12 protein-coding genes are annotated in these 23,736 nt (G+C 64.6%); 8 read left to right on the top strand and 4 right to left on the bottom strand.

Translation table 11 applies throughout. The features are described 5' to 3' along the window. Window positions 1-259 precede the first annotated feature (259 nt). Window positions 260-1,159: a carboxypeptidase-like regulatory domain-containing protein gene (locus tag I2H31_RS10345; RefSeq protein WP_196292964.1), complete on the top strand. Its 900-nt coding sequence runs from the start codon at window positions 260-262 to the stop codon at window positions 1,157-1,159. A gap of 201 nt (window positions 1,160-1,360) precedes the next feature. On the opposite strand, the gene I2H31_RS10340 is transcribed toward I2H31_RS10345, so the two are convergent. The 3 genes from I2H31_RS10340 to I2H31_RS10330 form a co-directional block, all read right to left on the bottom strand. Beyond that, entirely contained in the window at window positions 1,361-2,779 is a 1,419-nt protein-coding gene (locus tag I2H31_RS10340; protein ID WP_196292963.1) for an alpha/beta hydrolase family protein, read from the bottom strand. Window positions 2,780-2,965: 186 nt separating this feature from the next. After that, the gene (locus I2H31_RS10335; RefSeq protein ID WP_196292962.1) at window positions 2,966-4,660 is read right to left on the bottom strand and encodes a flavin monoamine oxidase family protein; all 1,695 of its coding nucleotides are present in this window, start codon (window positions 4,658-4,660) and stop codon (window positions 2,966-2,968) included. 59 nt (window positions 4,661-4,719) lie between these two features. Beyond that, complete coding sequence (locus tag I2H31_RS10330) at window positions 4,720-7,497, bottom strand: TonB-dependent receptor (RefSeq protein ID WP_196292961.1); 2,778 nt, start codon at window positions 7,495-7,497, stop codon at window positions 4,720-4,722. A 580-nt stretch (window positions 7,498-8,077) separates the two neighbouring features. Here I2H31_RS10330 and I2H31_RS10325 point away from each other — a divergent pair. Continuing rightward, window positions 8,078-8,563, top strand: a complete 486-nt coding sequence (locus tag I2H31_RS10325) for a carboxypeptidase regulatory-like domain-containing protein (RefSeq protein ID WP_196292960.1) — start codon at window positions 8,078-8,080, stop codon at window positions 8,561-8,563. Window positions 8,564-8,580: 17 nt separating this feature from the next. Here the strand turns inward: I2H31_RS10325 and I2H31_RS10320 are convergent, their stop codons facing one another. Then, entirely contained in the window at window positions 8,581-11,175 is a 2,595-nt protein-coding gene (locus tag I2H31_RS10320; RefSeq protein WP_317192214.1) for a bifunctional UDP-N-acetylmuramoyl-tripeptide:D-alanyl-D-alanine ligase/alanine racemase, read from the bottom strand. A 174-nt stretch (window positions 11,176-11,349) separates the two neighbouring features. On the opposite strand from I2H31_RS10320, the gene I2H31_RS10315 reads away from it, so the two are divergent. The 6 genes from I2H31_RS10315 (at window position 11,350) to I2H31_RS10290 (ending at window position 23,710) form a co-directional block, all read left to right on the top strand. Further along, window positions 11,350-12,795 carry a M16 family metallopeptidase gene (locus I2H31_RS10315; RefSeq protein WP_230687666.1) on the top strand — a complete coding sequence of 482 codons (1,446 nt, stop codon included), beginning with the start codon at window positions 11,350-11,352 and terminating at the stop codon, window positions 12,793-12,795. 18 nt (window positions 12,796-12,813) lie between these two features. Then, window positions 12,814-14,325 (top strand): M16 family metallopeptidase, encoded by a 1,512-nt coding sequence (locus I2H31_RS10310; protein ID WP_196292958.1) that lies wholly within the window; start codon window positions 12,814-12,816, stop codon window positions 14,323-14,325. A 139-nt stretch (window positions 14,326-14,464) separates the two neighbouring features. Continuing rightward, window positions 14,465-15,391 carry a hydrogen peroxide-inducible genes activator gene (locus I2H31_RS10305; protein ID WP_196292957.1) on the top strand — a complete coding sequence of 309 codons (927 nt, stop codon included), beginning with the start codon at window positions 14,465-14,467 and terminating at the stop codon, window positions 15,389-15,391. 149 nt (window positions 15,392-15,540) lie between these two features. Next, window positions 15,541-17,520 carry a tetratricopeptide repeat protein gene (locus I2H31_RS10300; protein WP_196292956.1) on the top strand — a complete coding sequence of 660 codons (1,980 nt, stop codon included), beginning with the start codon at window positions 15,541-15,543 and terminating at the stop codon, window positions 17,518-17,520. A gap of 31 nt (window positions 17,521-17,551) precedes the next feature. Beyond that, window positions 17,552-18,991 (top strand): amidohydrolase family protein, encoded by a 1,440-nt coding sequence (locus I2H31_RS10295; RefSeq protein WP_196292955.1) that lies wholly within the window; start codon window positions 17,552-17,554, stop codon window positions 18,989-18,991. A 210-nt stretch (window positions 18,992-19,201) separates the two neighbouring features. After that, on the top strand, window positions 19,202-23,710 hold the full coding sequence (locus I2H31_RS10290) for a DUF4394 domain-containing protein (protein WP_196292954.1): 4,509 nt from the start codon (window positions 19,202-19,204) through the stop codon (window positions 23,708-23,710). The last annotated feature ends 26 nt before the right edge of the window (window positions 23,711-23,736 follow it).

Genomic DNA, 23,736 nt, shown 5'->3' with positions numbered 1-23,736 from the left:
GAAGGAATAAACGTTGGCCCCGATACGCAGCCCGGCCGGCAGGGTTCCTGTGTTAATTTTATATGGGCGGCGGCAGCATCCGGTCGGGCCAAGCAGAACGTATTTTTAAGGCAATACGGCGTCATTTGAGGCGTTGTCTTGCGGAATTCAATTTGCATTCCCTAACTTCATTACTGCCTTGATTGAACATCAATGGCAATACTATGACTCGGAATTTGTAAATTTGCCAGTCGACATCCCATTATTATTATCTTTGGCAATGATGAAACGCTTACCTTTTCTCGCATTCTGGGTGCTGCTGCTATTGCCGGCGCTGAGCTGGGCGCAGGAAAACCGCATTACCGGTCGTGTCGTGGATGCTAAAACGAAGGACCCGGTGCCGTTTGCCTCCATCGGCCTGCGCGAAGAGGGCACCGGCGCCCTCACCAACGAGTACGGCTACTTCCAGCTGGCCGGCCTGGAAAAAACCAGCCAGGACTCCCTCATCGTGATGACGCTGGGCTACGAGCGCACCGCCATTTTCATCAAGCGCGGCGCCACCGAAGACCTCATCATCGAGCTCAAAAAGCGCGTGATTGAGCTGGGCAACGTGACGGTGAAGGGCGGCAAGGTGAAAAACCTGGAGCTCGGCTCAAAGTCGAACAACCCGGGCGAGGGCATGATTCAGGGCCTGCCCGGCAGCCAGTACGCCTTCTTCGTCAAAAATGACAAGCAGAAAAAGCTGGGCAACGTGCGGACGGTGTCGTTCTACATCGGCGAGAACGGCTTCCCGCGCGAGCCCTTCCGCGTGCGCCTCTACAAGGCCGACGGCAACTACAACGCCCCCAACACCGACCTGCTCACCGAAAACGTGGTGGTCTCGGCCTCGCGCGGCGGCGAGTGGTACACCATCGACCTGAGCACCTACAACATTCCGGCGCCGGAAGAAGGCTTCTTCGTGGCCATGGAGTGGATTGTGGGCGGCGACAAGTTCTACACCACCAACTTCATGGACAACTACACGCCCTACGGCCAGATAATGCGCCCCACCTTCGAATACAAGGAAAGCCGCACCTGGAGCTACACCATCGGCAAGGGCTGGAACCTGCTCACGCTGGCCAACGGCCAGGGCCGCCGCTACAACGCCATGATTAAGGCCGAGGTGGACATGATTAAGTAGTCTGAACCGCAGATTAAGCGGATTGAACGGATTGCGCAGATTCAGACGGCTCGTAGCCGACTTCAGCTTAGTAAGCAAAAAAGGTCCCGCTCATAAGCGGGACCTTTTTTGTTGTCAACTCCGAGAGCGGAGCGAGGATAGTAATTGATAGGCGATTGAGGTTGAATCTGTGAAATCCGTTCAATCTGCAGAATCTGCGGTCTACTTTTTCGTCTGTTCCACAATCCACTCGCGGATGGTTTCCTGGGCTTCGGGCGAGAAGTTGGGCTGCGGCTGTCCGTTGATGACGGGCCACTTGGACTGGTCGGGCTGGAAGAGGTGGTTGACGCCCTGCAGCTTTTTGATGGTGAGGGCTTTGTTTTTGCTCAGGCCGCTTTTCAGCGCGTTCAGGTTGGCGTCGGCATTAATGGTGAGGTCAGAAGTACCGTTGAGGAGCAGGACCGGGCAGTTCACGGCCGAAAGTTTTTCCACGGGATTGAAAGCCAGGAAGTAGCGGTAGCGGGGCGAGGTCATTTCGGCGGCGCTCGACTGGGCCGTGGCGTTGTCGATGGCGGCGTTGTTCTGCTTCAGCATGTTGGCCACAATGGCCTGCGCCTGAGCGTTGTCGGTGGTTTGCCGGATGATTTCCAGCATGGCCAGTTGGCGCTTGGTGGCGGCTTCAATCTGGGGGTTTTCGGTGCCGAGGGTGCGCAGCGTGGTGGCCTGCTGCTGCACCACGATGTCGCGGCCGGGCAGGCCGTAGGGCGCCAAGGCCACCACAAACGCGGGCGGCAGCGGCTGCGCGGCGGCCAGCAGGGCCACGTTGCCGCCTTCGCCGTGGCCCACCAGCCCGAGGTGGGCCAAATCGATTTCGGGGCGGGTGCGCAGGTAGTTCAGGCCGGCCTGGGCGTCGCTCACCAAGTCGGCGGTGGTGATGGCGGGTGTGCCGCCCGACTTGCCCACGCCGCGGTCGTCGAAGCGCAGCACGGCCACGCCGCGGCGGGTGAGGTAGTCGGCCAACAGGCCCAGCGGGGCAAAGTCGCCCACGGTGCCGTCGCGGTCGTGGGGCCCGGCATCGCTCAGCAGCACCACGGCGGGGAAGGGGCCCGGACCCGCCGGAATGGTGAGCATGCCGCCCAGCCGCGTGTTGATGGCCAGGTTGCTGAAGGTGGCTTCCTCCTCACGGTACGGCGGAGTGAGGCGCGCCTTCTTGTCGTTCAGGGCCGGCAGGGCGCTGAAGGTGAGCGTCATGGGCACTTTGAAGCCGGGCGACTGCCAGGTGCCCACCATTTGCTTGCCGTCGGCCGAGATGCGGCCGGTGAACCGGGTGGCGGCTTCCTCGGCGAAGAGGCGCACGGTGTCGCCTTTGAGCTCGGTTTTCACGGCCATGCGGCTTACCTTTTGCAGCGGCACGTCGAGGGTGGCGAAGTATTCGCCGCCGGTGAGCTTCACAAACCGGAAGATGACTTCGAGCTGGCCGCCGGGCACTTTCAGCGGGCCTTTCCAGAGGCCGTCGAGCGGCGGAATGTCGGCCACGGCCACCGGGCCGGGTACCGGCCGGGCCGACGCCGGAGCGGCCAACGCGAAGCAGATAGCAATTGCGCCCAGCACACGCAGGACACGAAACGTATTGATGTTCATAACTAAAAAAGAGCGCCCCAAAGGCCTATGGCGCGCCAAAGTTATCAGAGCCAGGGTGCGCCAACTGTAAAGTAGCAAAATAAATACCTTGCCAACATTTTAAAGAAGCCTTTGCGGCATAAAAAAAGCCCTCGCTTCCTGCCAGAAACGAAGGCTTTTTTTATGCCGCAAAGGCTAGGCTTTGCTTTACACCAGCTCCCGCACGCGCCGGAAGCGCGACAGCAAGGCCACCTTTTTGGTGGTGGCGGCCTGCAGCACGGCCTGGGCGGCGACGCGGCCGGTTTCGGCGGCGCCGTTCATGAAGCCCTGGAAGTAGGCGCTGCAATGCTCACCGGCGAAGAACAGGTTGCCCACCGGCCGGCCTTCGGCGCCGGCGATGGTGGTGTATTGGCCGGGGCGGTAGCAGGCGTAGCTGCCGCGCGTGAGCGGGAAGCTGGGCCAGTGGAAGCGCTCCACCTTGCCGTTGTACTGGGCCTGGGTGCCGGGCCAGGCGGCGTTCAGGGTGGGCAGGAAGCGGCTCACCTGCGACTGCGGCGTACCGGCGCCCATGCTCACGCCCACCTGGCCGCCCACGTACACGGTGTAGGCACCGGCGGTGCCGGGCTGCAGCTGGCTGCTGTCCCAGCCGCCCTGCGCGGCCTGGTCGGTGAAGAGGTAGCCGGTGCAGCCGTTGGTGCGCCAGGGGCGGCTGTTGAAACCCAGCAGCAGCTTGGCATTGGTGCCGTAGCCGAGGTTGTTGATGGCATTCGTTTTCCAGGAAGGCAGCGGCAGGTTAAGGCTCACCTGACGCAGCACGCTGAACGGAATGGCCATCACCACGATGTCGGCCGTCACGGTCACGGTGGCGCCGCTAGGCTTCTGGAAGGTGAGGACGTATTCGTCGGCGGGCTTGGCCAGGGCCACCAGCTTGTGCTGCAGCGTGATTTGGCCGGCCAGGCGCTGGGCCATGGCGTCTACCAGCAACTGGTTGCCGCCCTGAATTTTGTACCGCTCGTCGCTTTCGCCGAAGACGTCAAAGGTGCCCTTGCGGGTGTCGGGCGAGAACAGCCAGAGGAAGTTGATGGCGGTCTGCTCGTTGGCTTCGAGGCCGTATTCGGTCACGTAGGCCACTTCGAGCAGGGTCCGAATCATGCCCGTCATGCCAATCGAGTCGAAATAGCCCGAAATCGACATCTGGTCGTAAGGACCGGCCGCGCCGTAATTGTCGAACACGATGGTATTGGGCATGGCCCGCACGTCGTCGGTGACGCGGGCCGCGTAGGGCCGGAAGGCCTGAATCACCTCCTGCAGGGAGTAGCGGCGGCCGTTGAGGAAGTAGGTGTCCTTCTCCAGCGCCGTTTCGCTGGGCGATTCCACGTCGTAGAGCGGCAGGCCAAACTCGCGCACCAGGTTCAGCATGTCCGTGTGGCCGCTGTCGATGAACTCGCCGCCCAGCTCGGTGGTGAGGCCGGAGCCCATCAGGTTCTTGGCGGTGAAAATGCGGCCGCCGGTGCGGGTATTGGCGTCGTAGATGCTGGCCGTGATGCCACCCTTCTGCAGCTTGAGGGCGCAGTTGAGGCCAGCCATGCCGCCGCCCACAATCACCACGCGGGCCGCGCCACCCTGGGCATTGGCGGCGTTGAAGGCGGTGAGGTCGGGGGCGGGCTCCGGGGCCACGGTTTCGCAGGCAGCCAGCAGGCCGGTGGCGCCGGCCAGCACGCCAAACCTGGCGGTGTTGGACAGGAAACGGCGGCGGCTGTGGTCTTCGGCCTGCTCAATCAGCTCGGCCACCGACGGCGCGCCGGGCTGCTCGGCGGCCACGGCCAGCCCGAAGGCCTTTTGCAGGGAGCGCAACAGGTCGGTGCGGGCCATGCGGGAGGAGGGGGTAATGGGTTCGGACATAGAGGACGCGTAAAAGTGGATGGGAATTGGAAATTAAAAATTTGCTAATCAAGCCGAACCTATTGGCCGAAGCTGTAGGAAGCCTTCAGGTAGAAAAAGGCGCCGTTGGTCCCCATCTGCACCATGTGGTAGGGCAGGATGTCGTGGTCGTAGGGCGTGGTCGAGGGCGTGCCGTTCGTTTTCAGATAGTAGGCCTGGTAGTCGGCCATCGAGGCGAAGCCGTCGGGAGCGTGGCCGTTTTTGGCGGCTTGCAGCAGGTCGTCGGGCCGCACGTTGAACAGGTTTTGCGCGCCAGCGGCCAGCAGCAGGCCCTTGGTCACTTTGTAGCTCAGGATGAGGTCGGTAACCGCCTTGGGGCTGAACACCAGGTAGTAGCCGCCTTCGTCCAGCCCGTCGAAGTTGAAATCGTAGGAAGCCACTTCGCCGAAGCGGGTGTAGCGCGCTGTGAGGCCCAGCTTCACGCCCTCGTAGCCCACGCTGCCCAGGATTTTGCTCTTGGGGCTGCCCGTGGTGATGAGCGAGAGCTGGCGCTGGCCGATGAAGTTGTTGCCCGCAATTTCGTCGTTCTGAATGCCTTGGAACAGGGTGGGCACCTTCAGGCTGCGCAGCGTGGTTTCGTTGAAGTTGGCCGCCGCCGTAAAGCGCAGCTGGCCGCGGCCCAGCGGCGCGCTGTAGCTGCCCACCAGGTCGAGGCCGCGGGTGCGGGTGTTCAGGGCGTTGGCAAAAAACTGCACGCTGGTGGTTTGGGCGCGGTCGAGGGCGGCGTCGAACTGCGGCGAGATGCCAGCACCGAACTCATTGGTCAGCGAAATACGGTCGTCGATGTCAATCTGGTAGATGTCGGCGGTGAGCACCAGGTTTTTGGCGGGCGTCAGCACCAGGCCCGCGCTCAGGTTGCGCGAGTTTTCGGCCTTCAGCTTGCCGATGCCGGCCACCTGGGCGATGTCGCTCTGGTTGTTGTAGATGCCCGAATACGTGGTGCCGCTGGCCGTGGGCAGCAGCGTGAGCTGCCGGTACAGCTGCTGGTGCTGCGACGGCGCCCGGAAACCGGTGTTGTAGGCCGCGCGCAATGCCAGCCACTTAGCCGCCTGCACGCGGGTGGTGGCTTTGTAGATGAAGGCCGAGCCAAAGTCCGAATAGTCTTCGTACCGCACGGCGCCGCCCACGGTCCAGCGCTTCACGATGTCGGCTTCCACGTCGAGGAAGCCGGCCACGTTCTGGCGGCTGCCCGAGATGGCCGAAGTGGGGTCGAAGCCGATGAAGCCCTGCGAGCCCCCCGAAGCGCCGGGCGCGCCGGCCTGGTAGTCCTGCCAAGAGTTTTCGTCGCCGGCCACGATTTCGTAGAAGTCGTTGCGGAATTCGCCGCCGAAAGCCACGTTGGTGCCTGCCAGCACGTTATCGAACAGGCGGCTAACCGTGGCGTTGGTCACGGCTTGCGTAAACTGCAGCCCGCCGGCGTTGAACGACGTGGGCGAGTTCGCGCCCATAGAGGGGTTCAGGGTGTTGCTCAGGTCGTAGCGCATGCGGTTGGTGCCGATGCTCTGGCTCAGGTCCAGGTCCCAGCGGCCCAGCTTCAGGTCGAGGCCCAGCACGGCGGCGCCGTCGTGGATGCGGGTGTTGATGTTGGGCTGGTAGCCCAGGTCGTAGCCGGGCCGGGTGCCCAGGTCGGCGGGGTTGGCGCTGGGCAGCACCCACGGCGCCACCGCCTGGCCGCGCCGGAAATTATAGGTGCCGAAAGAATAAAGCTTCGCCTTCTCCGATAGCGCAATGCCCGCGTTATACACCGCCCGGTAGTTCAGCATGATGGCGTCGCCGTTGCGCTGGCGGTAGTCCTTCTCGGTTTTGTGGTTGGCCAGCAAAAACGAATCTTCCTGCGCCCGGATGGGCGAATAGATGGGCCAAGAGGTCAGGTCGCGCTGGTAAGTGGGGCTGGTGGTGTAGCCGCGGTAGTCCACTTCGCCGGTCACGTTCAGGAAGCCTTTTTCGCCCAGCTTCAGGCCCTTGTTCAGGCTCACGGTGGTGTTGTAGCCAAAGCCCGACTGATGAATGCCGTTGTTCACCAGGATGTTGCCGCCGTGGTTGTCATTTTTCAGGCTGAAGTTCATCACCCCCGCAATGGCGTCGGAGCCGTACTGGGCCGCCGCGCCGTCGCGCAGGATTTCCACCCGGTCCAGGGCGTTAGAGGAAATGGTGTTCAGGTCGGTGGTGGCGCTGCCGTAGGGGCGGCTGCCCAGCAGGTTGATGAGGGCCGAGGTGTGGCGGCGCTTGCCGTTCACGAGCACCAGCAGCTGGTCGGAGCCCAGGCCGCGCAGCGTGGCGGCGTCCACGTGGTCGGCGCCGTCGGCCGAGGTTTCACGCACCGAGTTAAAGGATGGCACCACGTAGTTGAGCAGCTGCGTGTTGTCCACGCGCGGCGCCAGGAGGGCCAGCTCGCGCATGTCAATCACATCCACCGGCGCTACCGACTCCAGGGCCGTGCGGTCGACGCGGCGCGTGCCCACGGCCACCACGTCGGCCACCAGCGTCAGCTTCAGGGTCGAGGGCTTGTCAACGCTCAAAAACACGTTGTTGATGACCTGCGGCCGGAAACCCGGCTGCGAAATCTGCAGCGCGTAGGGCCCGCCGGGCAGCAGCATCTTCAGTCCGAACGCCCCGGTGTTGTCGGTGATGACCACGCGCCGAATGCCCGTGGGCAAGTGCAGGGCCACTATGTTGACCCCGGTCAGCGCCGTGCCATTTTCTGCCTGCACGCTGCCGGTTATTTCCGCCGTGGCCGTGGCCGTGGTAGCTGTCGGCGCCGATTGCGCCCGGACGAGCGGCACCAATGCACCGCTCATGAAAAAAGATAAAATTGCTGTTTTGGAAAAATGCACCATAAAGTAGTTAAAATGCAATCAAAGGACTTTCCAGAAATTGGAAATAAGGTTCTATAATGGGACAATGATAAACAGTCGGTTCTATACGAACTAGCATTAATACAAAAGCCAGACTATGAGAAAATTTAATCTACTGATTGTCAACTGTAAATTTTTTTCTAAGCTGACAACCTGCAAATTGGGCGTTATAAGAAATACTACATTATTTATAGGCAGAATATTAAGCCGAGCTTTTGTAAACTGTGAATCCGCACTCTTCCGGCCAAGTACAAAAGCTTTTTCTTGGTGCCGAACTCAATCGCAATTCACCTGCTTAATCGTTGTTTTTCAGGCAATAGCATTATATAGAAATTGAAAATAAAAATGACTTTAGAATTTCAACCAGTAATTCTTAGGCACCAATATTTTACGCAATTCCAAGGTTCAACTAAGGTTGAGTTCAGAACAGTTTTAAGCTGAAGCGCACAAAACCAACGGTTTGCGCGGGGCGTATCGGGCAGCATTCGTTGGTCATCTACCCACCTTTTACGCACGCCCTTTCATGAGCCTTACCTCTACCCTACTCGCCTCCTTATTGCTGGGCCTGGCTGCCGCCGAAAGCCATGCCGGCGCTTCTACAGCTTCCAACTCGGCCGCAAGCTTTAATGATTTCATAGCCAGCGCACCGCGTGACACTTCTGTGGTGGCGCCCGCCGCACCGGCCACCCGCGTTATCTACGGCCGGGTGGAGAGCCCCGCCGGCGCCCTGCCCGGTGCAGTGGTCCGCCTGACCGGCTCCAAGCAAACCACCGTCACCAACGCGGCCGGCGAGTTCAGCCTGGCTGTGCCGGTGGCCAGCGGGCCGGTGGCGGCCACGGTCAGCTACGCGGGCTACGCCGATGTGCCGGTGGTGCTGTCCGTCACGGAGCAGAACGACGCAGTGAAACTGACTTCGCCCCACGTCATCAAGGTGTCGCGCAAGCAGCAAGCCAAGCACTACCTCAAGACGGCTCACCGCCAGATTCGGCGCACGCTGCGGAAGCTGTAGGGCCGCCGCGGCTGGGCTTACTCGCTCACAAACACGCGCTTCACCCGCTCGCTCACGTTGGTGAGCAACTCGTAGGCAATGGTGCCGATGCGGCTGGCCAGTTCCGGCAGCGGCAGGCCTTCGCCAAACACCAGCGCCACGTCGCCGGCCCGCGCGTCGGGAATGTGCGTGACGTCGACCATGCACATGTCCATGCACACCGAGCCCACGAGCGGCGCCCGCTGCCCCCGGATGAGCACCGCGCCCGCGCCGTTGCCGAAGCGGCGGTCGTAGCCGTCGGCGTAGCCAATGGCCAGCGTGGCGATGCGGCGCGCGGTGGCAACGGCGGTGCCGCGGCGGCCGTAGCCCACGGTGTGGCCGGCGGGCAGGGTTTTGATTTGGGAAATGGTGGTGCGCAGCTCACTCACGGGGCGCAGGGCATCGGTGTCGCGGCCGCTGGCGTCCACGCCGTAAAGGCCGATGCCGAGGCGCACCATGTCGAAATGCGCCTCCGGAAAGCGCAGAATGCCGGCCGAATTCAGCGCGTGCTTGAGCACGGAATGGCCCAGCACGGCTTCCAGGGCCGCGGCCATGCGGCGGAACGTGGCGAGCTGCTCTTGGGTGAAGTCGTCGTGCCCGGCTTCGTCGGCGGCGGCCAGGTGCGTCATCACGCTGGCCACGGGCAGGTGGGCGGCGTGGCTGCGCAGGCGGGCGAGCAGCGCGGGCAGGTCAGCTTCATCGAAGCCCAGGCGGCGCATGCCGGTATCGAGCTTGAGGTGGATTTTGGGAATCGGCGGCGGGCTCTGAGCGCCGTCCGCGACGAGCGAGCCGAAGGCCGCTAGGTACTCGTCCAGCATCTCGAAAGAATATATCTCGGGTTCCAGCCGATACTGGCGCAGCGTGGCGAAGGAATCCGGCGCCGGGTTCATCACCATGATGGGCAGGCTGATGCCGGCTTCGCGCAGGGCAATGCCTTCGTCGGCGTAGGCCACGGCCAGGTAGTCGGCGCGCTGAAATTCGAGCAGGCTGGCCACTTCGTAGGAGCCTGCGCCGTAGGCAAAGGCCTTCACCATTACCATGAGGCGGGTGCCCGGCCGGAGCTGGCGCCGGTAGTGCTGCAGGTTGTGGCCGAGGGCATCGAGGTTGACTTCCAGCACCGTGCCGTGCTGCTGGGCCTGCAGAGCGGCCACGATGCGCTCGAAGCCGAAGCGGCGGGCGCCCTTCACCAGCACCACTTCGCGGGCAAAGTCGGCGGGGTTGAGCGCAGCCAGGAAGGCCTCGGTGCTGGGGTAGAATTGAGTTAAGAGCTGAGGGCGAAGAGTTAAGAGTTGGGATGACGGCTCAGTCGCTCTAGTCCCCAAATTTTCAACTCTTAACTCTTCACTTCTAACTCTTAACCGACTTATTTCCTCTCCTATCCCGATGAGGCGCGTGATGCCGGCCGCCGGAAGCAGGGCGGCTACCTGGGCATACAACTCTTCGCTGCTGAGGTTCGATTCCAGCACGTCGCTCAAGATGAGGGTGCGCCGTCCGGGCCGCGGCTGCCGGGCCAAGGCGTTCAAGGCCAATGACAAGCCAGCCAAATCATTATTATAGGTGTCGTCGAGCAGGTAGGAATCGTGGCGGCCCAGCTTCATTTCCAGGCGCATGGCCACGGGGTGCAGGCGGGCCAGGCGGCGCTGGATTTCGGCCGGCTCCAGGCCGCGGTGCAGCAGCACGGACACGCAGTGCAGCGCGTTTTCTACCGAGGGCTCATCGACGAAAGGCAAAGTGAACTCGGCTACTTGCTCGTTGCCGGCAAAATGGGCTTGCCAGCAGGTGCTGCCTTCGGCGCTGGGCTGGGCTGCAAAAAACACATCCGCCGCTTGGTCGGCCCGGCGCGTCCAGCTGAAAGCCAACAACCATAGCTGAGCGACGGCGGCTTGCACCAAGGGCTGGTCGGCGCAATAGAACAAGCGCCGAAAACCCGGCCCCTGAAACAGCTGCAGCTTCTCCAGCAGCTTTTGCTCCTGCGAGGCAAAGCCGGCGTCGTGGGCAGTGCCGAGGTTGGTGAAAATGCCTTCGGTGGGCCGGATGATAGCCGCCAGCCGGGCCATTTCGCCCACTTCCGAAATGCCGGCCTCGAAGATGCCCAGCGTGTGCCGTTCGGGGTTCAACTCCCACACACTCAGCGGCACGCCCACTTGCGAGTTGTAAGAGCGCGGCGAGCGGCAGATGTCTTCGTCGGGGCTCAGCAGCTGGGCCAGCCACTCCTTCACAATGGTTTTGCCATTGGAGCCGGTGATGGCCAGCACCGGGCCGCGGAAGGCGGCGCGGTGGGCGGCGGCCAGGGCCTGCAGCGCCGCCAGCGGGCTGGGCACGGCCACGATGCCGGCTTCGGAGTAGGCGGCAAGGCCGCCGGGCAGTTCCTGGCCGGCTTCGACGACGAAGAGGCGCACGCCCTGGGCGTAGAGGGCCGGCAGGTAGCGGTGGCCGTCGTGGCTGGGGCCGCGCAGGGCGAAAAACAGGGCGCCGGCGGGCAGGCCCACGCGCCGGCTGTCGAGCAGCAGGTGGCGGACGTCGGCGGCCGGGTCGGCGGGGGCCTGGAGGAGGTGGCCGGCTAGCAACGCCGGCAGCGTGGAGAAGGCAAACACGGCGCAAAGGTCGGGCGGCGCCCGGCAAAAGCTGCCCGCCGTGCAACGGGCGCGCGTTATCTGCCTCATTTGCGTGGTCTTCTGCTGGCTCGCGGGGCCATTTGCTGGGCTGCGAGCTAAGATTTACTAATTTAAAGCCACTTTTACTCTCTTCTCACTTCACACCTTTTACCTATGAGACAGTTGTTTACCTTGCCGCGGGGCCTGCGCTGGGCCCCGATGGCCGCGTTGGCCCTGGGCGCGTGCAGCCCGAAGGCGACTTCGGTAGTGACGGCCCCGGCGGCCGCGACCGCGCCGCCCGTGGCAGCGGCCCCGCCCGCCCCAGCCAGCCCCACTTTCCAGATTCCGGTGGAGTACTACACGCTGCCCAACGGGCTGAAGGTGGTGCTTTCGCCCGACCACACGGCGCCCACGGCCACCGTGGCGGCCTACTACGGGGTGGGCTTCCGCACCGAGCCGCGCGACCGCACGGGCTTTGCGCATTTGTTTGAGCACCTGATGTTTCAGGGCTCGCAGAACCTGGGCAAGAACGAGTTTATTGGCCTGATTCAGAAGAATGGCGGGGCGCTGAACGGCTCGACGCGCTTCGATTTCACCAACTACTTTGAGGTGGTGCCGGCCCACAAGCTCGAAACCATTCTGTGGGCCGAGGCCGACCGGATGCGCGGCCTGGCCATCACCCAGGTGAACCTGACCAACCAGCAGGGCGTGGTGAAAAACGAGGTGCGCGTGAACGTGCTCAACCAGCCCTACGGCGGCTTTCCGTGGATTGACATGCCCATGAAGGCCAACAAGAACTGGAACAACGCCCACAATTTCTACGGCGACATGAGCGACCTGGACGCCGCCAATCTGGCCGATACCAAGTCGTTTTTCAAAACCTACTACGCCCCCAACAACGCCGTGCTGGCCGTGGTGGGCGACTTCGACCCCGCCGAAGCCAAGGCCTGGGTGGCGAAGTACTACGCCGCCATCCCGAGCGCCCCGCAGCCGCCCAAGCCGGACATTGCCGAGCCGCGCCAGGAACAAGAGCAGCGCTTTAGCAAGGACGACAAGCTGGCCACCAAGCCGGCGCTGGCCTTTGGCTACCACATGCCCGAGCGCAACACGCCGGAGTACTACGCCATGATAATGCTCGACCAGATTCTGCTGCAGGGCAACGACAGCCGCCTCTACCAGGCCCTGGTGCAGAAGCGCGGCTACACCGACAACGTGAGCGGCGGCATCAACTACCTTGGCAACCAGTTCAACTACAACGGCCCCATGCTCTGGATGGGCGACCTCGTGTTTGACCCCGCCGTGCAGCCCGACTCGGTGGTGCGCGTGCTCGACCAGGAAATTGACCGGCTCAACCGCACGGGCATCGACCAGGCCACGCTGGACTTGGCGATGGTGAAAATCCGCTCCGCGTTCTACGACCAAGTGAGCGGTTCCGACAACTTCGGGCGGGCCGATTTGCTGGCCTCGTTCGCGATGTTCGACAACGACCCGGCCCGCATCAACCGCCTAGAGGGCGAGTTCCGCAAGGTGACGCCGGAGCTGATGCAGCGCACCATCCGCGAGTACCTGCGGCCCACCAACCGCACCATCATCACCGTCAACCCGCTGGCCAAAAGCTAGTTTTCTTACTTCTGCTATATGAACAAGCTAGTTATCGGGCTGCTGAGCGCGGCCCTGGCGGGTGCCGCCGCACCGGGCGCCCACGCCCAGAAGGCCCCCGCCAAAACCAAAACGACCACCAAAGCCCAAACGGCCACGAAGCCGGTCATCTACTCCAAAGGGGCGGCCAAGGCCGTAGCGGCCGCCAAGGCTTCAGCCGTGGCGAAACAGGCCCCGCCGGCCGGCGGCCAGCCGCGCGATTTCGCCTTGCCCGCCAAGGAAGATTTCACCCTCGACAATGGCCTGCGGGCCCGGCTGGTGCCCTTCGGCCAGGTGCCGAAGGTGAGCCTGATGGTGGCCGTGCAGGTGGGCAACGTGCACGAGGGCCCGAACGAGGTGGCCGTGGCCGACCTGCTGGGCAAGCTGATGCAGGAAGGCACCGCCACCATGACGGCGGCCCAGCTGGCCCAGCGCGTGGCCCGCATGGGCGGCTCGCTCAGCCTGTCGGTGGGGCTCGACCAAACCACGCTGTACGCCTCGTGCCTGAGCGAGTACGCGCCCGAGCTGGCCACCATCATGGCCGACGTGGTGCAGCACCCGGCGTTTCCGGCCAGCGAGCTGGCCCGTCTCAAGGCCGACATGAAGCGGCAGATGACCCTGGCGCGGGCCCAGCCCGGCACGCAGGCCCGCATGAAGTTCTCGAACGCCATTTACGGCGACCACCCCTACGGCCGCGGGTTGCCCACCGACGCCCAGATTGACGCCCTCACGCTGGAGCAGGTGCAGGCGTTCTACAAGGCCCAGTACGGCGCCCAGCGCACCAGCGTGTACGCGGCCGGGCGCTTCGACGCGCCAGCCCTGCGCCAGGCCATCACGGCGGCGTGGAGCGGTTTCCCGCAGGGCCCGGCGCCCAAGATTGAAATTGCCAAGCCGCTGACCAGGGGCGACCTGCTGACCCAGGACCGGCCCAACGCGCCGCAGTCGACCATTGTGGTGGGCCTGCCCGTGGTGGACCCCAGCCACCCCGACTACATCCGGATGCGGGTGATGAACTCGCTGCTGGGCGGCTCGTTCGGCTCGCGCATCACGCGCAACATCCGCGAGGACAAGGGCTACACGTATTCGCCGTACAGCTCCCTGAACACCCGCTACCGGGCCGGCACCTGGACCGAAACCGCCGACGTGACGACTTCCGAAACCGGCAACTCGCTCAAGGAAATCATGAACGAAGTGGAGCGCCTGCAGAAAGAAGCGCCCTCGGCCGACGAGCTCAAGGGCATTCAGAACTACGAGGGCGGCATGTTTGTGCTGCGCAACTCCACGCCCGACGGCATCATTGGCCAACTCAACACCCTGGACCTGCACGGCCTGCCCGACACCTACCTCACCGAGCAGGTCAAGAACATCAACGCCGTGACGCCGCAGCAGGTGAGCGAAACCGCCCGCAAGTACATCCGCCCCGAGGCCATGACCATAGTAGTGGTGGGCGACAAAAAGGTGGTGGAGCCGCAGCTTAAGAAGTTTCAGGCCGAGCGCAAGAAGCCGCTGTAGCTGCTGATAAATGCATTGTCACTAACGACGCTCCGGTTGCCGGGGCGTCGTTTTTTGCTTGCGGCGTTTCGATTAGCCAATTTATATAATCAAACCAAATACTTTTTCTTATTTTATAATCCCAGGTTATATTTACAGTATGAACCTGCAACAGCTCACGTACCTGGTGGCTCTGGACACGCACCGCCAGTTTGGCCTGGCCGCCGACAAAAGCTGCGTGAGCCAGCCCGCCCTGAGCGTGCAGGTGCAAAAGCTGGAGGAAGAGCTGGGCGTGCTGCTGTTTGACCGCACCCAGCGCGGCGCCGAGCCCACGGCGGTGGGCACCAAGGTCATTGCCCAGGCCCGGCTGGTGCTGCGCGAAGCCCAGCTGCTGCGCGAGCTGGTGCAGGTGGAAAAAGGCGAAGTGGTGGGCGACCTGCGCCTGGGCGTCATCCCCACGCTGGCGCCCTACCTTGTGCCGCGCTTCCTGGTGGGCCTCACCACCGCTTACCCCGACTTGCGGGTGCGGGTAGAGGAGCTGCGCTCCGAGGAAATCATGCAGCAGCTCAAAGACCACCGGCTCGACGTGGGCCTGCTCGTGACGCCGCTCGACGACCGCCAACTGCGCGAATTGCCTTTGTTGGACGAGCCCTTCCTGCTGCTGGCTTCCGAAACGCACCCGCTGGCCGCCCAGGCCACCGTGCAGCCCGCCGACCTCAAACAGCCCGGCCTGTGGCTGATGCAGCAGGGCCACTGCTTCCGCAACCAGGTGCTGAACCTGTGCGGCCCCACTTCCCCCACCGGCGCCGTCACTTACGAGAGCGGTTCCATTGAGACGCTGATGGCGCTGGTGCGCCGACAGCACGGCTACACGCTGGTGCCCGAGTTGGCCGTGCTCGACGAAGTCGACCACAATCCGCTGCTCAAGCGCTTTGCCGAGCCGGCGCCCGTGCGCGAGGTGGGCCTGGTGGTGCACCACGGTTTTGTGCGCACCACGCTGCTCACGGCCCTGCGCGACCTGATATTGGCCAGCGTGCCCGGCCGGCTGCACGCCAGCGGTGCCACGGCCAGAGTGCGCTGGCGCTGAACGCCCTCAACTTCATTGCACCCGCACAAAAAAGGGACTTTTTCGCTCGCCACAAACGTTCGGCATGCGTAATGGTTTTCCACCGCCAAGTGTCTGGTTCTTTTCGATTCTTTCGTATCCGACTCCCTTACTTACCGCTGCCCGCCGCCTTGCGGCGCTTTTTCCTCGCCGGGGCGCTGCTGGCGGGCCTGCTGCCGCTCACGGTGGCCCAGACGCCCGCCACCGACAGCCTGCGGCGCGCCTACCTGCGCACCCCCGCCGATTCGGGCCGGGTGCTGGCGCTGCTGAGGCTGGCGTATTCCTTCCGCGCCTCCCGGCCCGATTCGGCGATGGCGCTGGCCCAGCAAGCCTGGCAACTGGCGCAGCGCCTCGAGTTTGACAAAGGCCGGGGGCGCGCCCAGGGCATGATGGGCGTGGTGCTGCGCGAGCGTGGCGAGCTGCCGAAAGCCTACGCCAACCAACTCATTGCCCTGCAGATAAGCCGCAAAACGCATGACCTGGAAGGCGAAGCCGCCAGCCTCAACGCTCTGGGCAACATCAGCTTCGACCTGCGCCAGTACCGGCAGGCCATTCGCTACTACGAGCAGGCTCGGGCCCTGTTTGAGCGCACGCGGCAGCCGGCCTGGGTGGCGGGCGCGCTTACCAACCTGGGCAGCAGCTACGAGCAGCTAAACGTGCTGGACTCGGCCCTGCTGCGCCAGCGTCAGGCCCAGGACCTGATGGCCAAAACCCCGCGCCCCCGGCTGGCCGAGGCACTGGCCCTGCGCAACATGGGCCTGCTGCAGGCCCGGCTGGGGCACTTTCCGGAGGCCTTCGGCTACTACCGCCGCGCGCTGCGCGAGGCCGCTCAAACCAATGACCTGCGCAACCAGGCGGTGGCGCAGTACCGCCTGGCTGACTTATTCAATACCCTGCACCAGCCCGATTCGAGCCTGCAGTATGCCCGCCGGGCGCTCCAGACAGCCCGGCGGGTTTCGTACCGCATCACCGTGCTCGATGCCGGCAACCTGCTGGCGCGCCTCTACCAGGACCGCCAGCAACCGGACAGTGCCTACCATTACCAGCGCCTGGCCGTGGCGGCCCGCGACAGTTTGTTTGGGCCCGAGAAATACCGGCAGCTTCAGCTGCTGGCGTTCACGGAGCAGCAGCGCCAGCTGCGCCAGCGCGAGGCCCACGAGCTGCAAACGGCTAGCTACCAGCGCATGGCCTTGCTGGCCGCGCTGGGGTTCTGCCTGCTGATTGCGCTGCTGCTGTGGCGCTCCAACCGCCAGCAGCGCCGCGCCAACCGGCTGCTGAACGAGCGCAACGCCCAGATTGAAGCGCAGCGCAACGCCCTCGACGAGGCCCTGACGGAGCTGCGCACGATGCAGGCCCAGCTGGTGGCGGCCGAAAAATGGTCGTTTGTGGGCGAGCTCTCGGCCGGCATTGCCCACGAGCTGCAAAACCCGCTGGCCTTCATGCGGAATTTTGCGGCCGTGAGCGAGGCGCTGCTGGAGCAGGAGCCCACCCGGCCCGGCGCCGACGGCCTGGAGCAGAAAATAATGGCCGGGTTGAAGCAAAACCTGCGCGAAATTAGCGAGCACGGGCAGCGGGCGTCCTCCATCATCACCAACATGCTGGCCCACGCCCGCACCGGCACCGGCCAGCGCGAACCCACCGACCTCAACGCCCTGCTGGCCGAAAATCTGCGCCTGGCCACGCTGGGCACGCCCACGCCCGCCGGCGCCGAAGCCGTGCGCTGGGACACCCAGTTTGCGCCCGACCTGGGGCCGGTGGCCGCCGTGCCCGAGGAGTTGGGCCGCGCCTTCCTGAACCTGTTTACCAACGCGCTGCACGCCGTGCGCAGCCGCCAGCAAACCGACCCTGCCTACCACCCCGCGGTGAGCGTGCGCACCCAGCGCACCGACGGCGCGGTGGAAATCCGGGTGCGCGACAACGGCACCGGGATGACGGAAGACGTGGCGGCGCAGGTGTTCCAGCCGTTTTTCACCACCAAGTCGGCCGGCGAGGGCACGGGGCTGGGCTTGTCGTTGAGTCACGACATCATCACGAAGGGCCATTCCGGCACGCTGACCGTGGAAACCCGGGAAGGCGAGTTCACCGAGTTTCTGGTGCGGCTGCCGGCCTAACTTTGCCGCCGGCCGTGCGCCGCCTTACTGCATGAATTTGAATCGAGTTTTGCTCGGCCTGAGCCTGGGCGTGCTGCTGGCCGGCTGCGCCCGCCGGCCCACCAAGCTGCCCATCTACGACGTGGTTATCAACCACGTGACCATCGTGAACGTGGCCACCGGCCAGCTGCTGCCCAACCAGGTGGTGGCCATTTCGCGGGGCAAGATTGTGGAAGTGCAGGTAGCCGACAAAGACAGCTACGCCGCCAAGCAGTACGTGAACGGCAACGGCCGCTACCTCATTCCGGGCCTCTGGGATATGCACGTGCACTTCCGGGGCGGCGACAGCTTGGTGGCAGCCAACAAAAAGAGCCTGACGCTGTACCTGGCCCACGGCGTGACCACCGTGCGCGACGCCGGCGGCGACCTGACGCCCAGCGTGCTGCAGTGGCGGCAGGACATGGACGCCGGCAAGTACGCCGGCCCGCGCATCTTCACCTCGGGGCCCAAGATTGACGGGCCCGGCGCCTACTGGCCCGGTTCGCTGGAGGTGGAAACGCCGGCCCAAATCAACAAGGCGCTGGATTCGTTGCAGCGCCTGCGGGTGGACTACGTGAAGATTTACGACAGCAAAATCTCCGGCGAGGCTTACCTGAACACCATCCGGCTGGCCCAGCGGCGGGGCCTGAAAACCACCGGCCACATGCCCTACTCCGTGACGCTGGGCGAGGCCGTGAAGCGCGGCCTGGACGCCACCGAGCACTTGTACTACGTGCTGAAAGCCTGCTCCGGCAAGGAAGACAGCCTCACCGCCGTGGTGCGGGCCAGCCTGAACACGCCCAAGCCGCTGGGCCTTTCGGCCATGCTGCCGGCCGTGTACGACACCTACAGCCCGGCCGCCGCCAGCCGCATTTTCAAGCTGATGGCCAAGCACCACACGGCCGCCGTGCCCACGCTCCACATCGGCAAAACGCTGAGTGAGCTGCCCGAAAACGACCACGCCCGCGACACCCTGCGCGCCTACATCGACCCGAAGATTCAGGCCACCTACGCGCGCCGGCTAGCCAACGCCAAGCAGCAGCCGCTGGCGGCTCAGCAATTCAGCAAGAAGCTTGACGCCCGGTTCACGAGCCTGGTGCCGCAGATGCAGGCGGCGGGCATCACGCTGCTGGCGGGCTCGGACAGCGGGCCGTTCAACTCGTTCGTTTATCCCGGCGCTTCCCTGCAGGACGAGGTGATACTGCTGGTACAGGCGGGCCTCACGCCGCTGCAGGCCCTGCAGGCGGCCACCGTCAACGGCGCCAAGTTCATGGGCGTGGCCGAGCGCACGGCCGCCATTGCCGTGGGCAAGGATGCCGACCTGGTGCTGCTGACCGCCAACCCGCTCGAAAACATTGCCAACATCCGCCACATCGACGCCGTGGTGTCGAGGGGCAAGGCCTACCCGGCGGCGGCCCTCAACAACATGATGCGGGCCATCCGTAACCGTTGAGGGGACGGCCGCACGAGCCGACCGTTGCGGCCTAAATTCCGGACTGTCCGGCACTGCTTCGGGAAGAGCAGTACGGCTCGGAATTAATTTAAGATTAAAAAGTTAAAAAGGGGAATCTATCTAAAGCGAAGGCAACGTATGGAAGAAGCGGGCTGATGTCATTGGCCGCGTTGCTGCTTTTCCTATCGTTCCATTCTTACCCCTTACTTCATGTCCAAACACCTACTTTCACCGCTGGCAGCGCGCCGGCGGTTTCGTCGTTTATTGGGTACCGCTGCGGGCCTGACCCTGCTCCTGGGAGCGGCCGACGCGCAAGCCCAGACCGTGTATGGCTTGGGCACGCTCACGGCTAGCGTGGGTCCGTTCACAAATGGCCAGCAGGGACTGGTGACCATCGACGCGGGCACCGGCTTTGCGCCCTTCATCAATACGCCCATCTCGGGCGTGACGGCGGGCCAGACGCTGGTGGGCATCGATTTCCGCCCCAATGGCGGGCAGCTGTACGCCTTGGGCTACAACGCGGCCACCACCACGGTGCAGGTTTACACCCTCAGCCCGGCCACGAGCGTGGCCACGCCCGTGGGCGCCGCCATTACCCTGAACCTGGGCACAGCCACTGACCGCATTGGCTTCGACTTCAACCCGACGGTGGACCGCATCCGGGTGGTGAGCACCAACGACGCGGACGTACGGCTGAACCCCGTCGACGGCACGCTGGCGGGCACCGATGGGGCCCTGAACTACGCGGGCGGCAGCCCGGCCAACCCCGGCGTGGGGTCGGTGGCCTACACCAACTCGTTTTTGGGCTCCACCGCCACCACGCTCTACGACTATGATGAACTGAACCTCATCGCCGGTCCCGGCGGCAACACTAACATCCTGTCCATTCAAAATCCGCCGAACAGCGGAACCCTGACGGCGCAGCTGCCGGTAATGTTCAATGGCTTTCCCACCAGTGTGGTGCGCGCCATCGACCTCGACATTTATTACAACCCCGACACGCAGCAGAACCAGGCGTTTCTGACGGAAGTGAACAACTCCGGCGGCACCAATTTCTACTCGCTGGACCTGAGCACGGGCGCGGCCACGCGGCGCGGCAACACTGTGCCAGCCGGCACGCCGTTTGAAATCCGCGACATTGCCGCCGCGCCGGCCGCCGCCCTCACGGGCCAGCTGGCCTTCGGCGTCACGTCGCAGGGCGTGTTGGTGAGCTTCGACACCAACAACCCGTCCATCATCCGCAGCACGGCGCCCGTCACGGGCCTGGCCGCGGGCCAAACGCTGGTGGGCACCGATTTCCGGCCCAACACCGGCCAGCTGTTTGGCCTGGGCTATGACTTTACGGCCGCCGCGGGCTCGCCCAGCGCCAACCTGTACACCATCGACCGGACGACGGGCGTGGCCACGCAGGTGCCGGGCAGCAGCGCCATTGCCTTGGACCTGGGCGACGCCACCAACAGCATCGGGTTTGACTTCAACCCGACGGTGGACCGCATCCGGGTGGTGAGCACCAACGACCGCAACTACCGCCTCAACCCCGTCAACGGCGCCATTGCGGCCCCCGACGGCAACATCGCCTACGCGGCCAGCAACCCCAATGCGGGCACTGACCCCACGGTGGGCACGGGCGCCTATGTCAATTCCTTCGTGGGTGCCACCACTACCGCCTTGTATACCCTGGACCACGCGCTGGGCCTCATCAACTTCCAGAATCCGCCAAACAACGGCACGCAGGACCTGTCGCGCACGCTGACCGGGGTGAACGGCGCCGGCGTGGGCGGGGCCATTGGCACGCAGAACGATTTTGACGTGTATTATGATGGCACTGCGAACGTCGGGTACCTGACCGCGGTGCCCAATGGACAGGCTGCCAGCCGTCTATATCGCCTGGCCGCTTTCAGCACCACGGCTACCACCGACCAGGCGGCTACCGACCTGGGCGCGATTGGCGCGGGGCTCGTGTTGCGCGACATCTCGATTCCGCTGTCGGCGGCGTCGACCGTGGCCGCCAGCCCGGCCCCCGTGGCCGGCCGGCTGCTGTATGCCGTGGCCGGGGGCAACCTGATTTCCTTTGATTCCAACGCGCCCGGCATCATCCGCTCGGCGGTGAATTTTGGGGGCGGCATCACGGCGGGCCAAACCGTGGTGGGCGTCGATTTCCGGCCCGCCGATGGGCAGTTGTATGCCCTGGGCTACGACCCTGCCCTGGCCAACCCCACGAACAACGCCCAACTGTACACCGTGAACCTGGCCAGCGGCGGCCTGACCGCCGTGGGCACGGCCATCCGGCTGGAACTGGGCCCCGGCACTTCGCAAGTCGGCTTCGACTTCAACCCGACGGTGGACCGCATTCGGGTGGTGAGCACCAACAACGCGAACTACCGCCTCAACCCCACCAACGGCGCCGTGGCCAGCATGGACCCCAACCTGAACGGGACCGCCGGCACGTATTCAGCTACTGCTTATACGAACAACCAAAGCAGCGCCAACACCACCGCACAGTACGTGTTTGACTCATCGAACGGGAGCTTCACGCGGGTGACCGACCCCAACAACGGGGTGATAGGTGGCCCGGTGTATTTTGTGACGGGCACCGGCACGACCACCGGCGGCGACTTCGACATCTACAACACGCCGGGCACGACGATTAACCAGGGCTTTATTGCCACGGCGGCCTCCTCGGCCAGTGCCAACGACAACCTGTATATCGTGGGCGATTTTGGCAGCCCGTTCAACTTCACGGTGAGCAACGCCGGCCCCATTGGCCAGGGCACGAACGTGTCGGGCTTGTCGGCCTTCATCTCGGCGGGTTCGCTGCTGACCTGGAACGGCTCGGTGAGCACCGACTGGGGCACGGCCGCCAACTGGACGCCCGCCCAGGTGCCCACGGCCGGCAACGACGTGACCATTCCCGGCGCCCCGGCCAACCAGCCCGTGGTGGGCAACGCCCAGCAAGCCCGCAACGTGACCCTCACCACCGGCGCCAGCCTGACCACCGCCAACGGCGGCACGCTGAGCGTGGGCGGCAACTTCACCAACAACGGCGGCACTGTGGGCGGCGCCGGCACCGGCGCGGTGGTGCTGACCGGCGTGGCCATCCAGACCCTGGGCGGCACGTCGGTCTCGAACTTCCAAAACCTGACCGTGGGCCCGGCCAACGCCAACACCGCCGGCCCCGTGGGCATTCGCCAAGGCCTGGTGCTGAACGGCAACCTGACCGTGGGCTCGGGCACGCCCTTCGTGGCCCAGACGCTCACGCTGCTCTCCGGCCCGACGGGCACGGCCTACGTGGTAAACAATGGCACGAACGCGGTAATCAACGACGCCACGATGCAACGCTACATCACGTCTAACCTGAATAACGGGCCGGGCTACCGCCACTACAGTTCGCCGGTGAACGGCAACACGGTGGCCGACTTTGCCACCGCGGGCTTCACGCCAGTGGTGAATTCCGGCTACAACACCAGCCCCACGCCGCCGCTTTTCCCGACCTTCCCCAACGTCTTCACCTACGACCAGTCGCGCCTGGGCCTGAGCAACACGTCGCCGGAGTTCGACAAGGGCTTCCAGTCGCCCAATGCCCTCACCGACCCCCTCCTCGTGGGCACCGGCTACACCGTGAACATCAACGCCTCGCAGCTGGTCGATTTCGTGGGCACGCTCAACAACGGGGCGATTTCGCGCACCGGCCTCGCGCGCGGCCCGCAGGCCACCGCTGGCTACCAGTTCCTGGGCAACCCCTACCCGTCGGCCCTCAACTACGACGTGGTTTCGGCCAACTCCGCGGGCATGGAGCCGGCTTTGTACGTGTTCAAAAGCAACGGCCAGTACACGGGGGCTTACGCCAGCTACAACAACGGCGTGAGCGCCAACGGCGGCACCAACGTGCTGCCCGTGGCCCAGGGCTTCTTTGTGCGGACGGCCGCCGGCCAGACCGGCGCCGTGAACTTCACCAACGCCGCCCGCCTCGACGCCCCCGACAACACGCCCTTCCAGCGCACCGCCGTGGATGTGCGCCCGCAGCTGGCCCTCACCCTGCGCAACGCCACCGCCGCCAACCAAACGGTGATGTACTTTGAACAAGGCGCCACCGCTGGCTTCGATTCAGGTTTCGACGCCCACTACCTGCCGGCCAGCAATGGCCTGCTGCTGGCCACCGAGGCCGGCCCGGAAGCCCTGGCCATCAACGGCCTGCCCGCCCTGTCCGGGGCCGATGCCGTGCTGCCCCTGCAAGTGGCCGCCGCTACCACGGGCGCCTACACGCTGGCCGTCGATAACCTGGCCAACCTGCCCGCCGGCTACCACGCCTACCTACGCGACGCCCTGACCAATGCCTACACCGATTTGGCCGCCACGCCGGCGGTGAGTTTGAACCTGGCGGCCAATGCCGCCACGGGCGGGCGCTACGCCGTCGTGTTCACGACCCAGAACCTGACCGTGCTGGCGGCCGCTCCGGCCCAGCTGGCGCAGTTGGCCACGGTGTACCCCAACCCGGCCCACGCCACGGCCACGCTGCTGCTGCCGGTGGCCCTGCGCAACCGGCAGGCCACGCCCGTGTCGGTGGTGGATAACCTGGGCCGCACGGTGCTTACCCGCACCCTAGCCGCCGGCGCGGCCGAAACCCTGGCCCTGCCCCTGGCCGGGCTGGCGCCGGGCGTGTACTCGGTGCAGGCCCGCACCGCTGCCGGCCTCGTGGTGAAACGCCTCGTGGTAGAATAACCGGTTAAGTTGCCGGCCCCGGAGGC

The sequence above is a fragment of the Hymenobacter ruricola genome, assembly GCF_015694525.1.
Taxonomy (GTDB): Bacteria; Bacteroidota; Bacteroidia; order Cytophagales; family Hymenobacteraceae; genus Hymenobacter; species Hymenobacter ruricola.
This window is presented reverse-complemented; position numbering and strand designations above follow the sequence as displayed.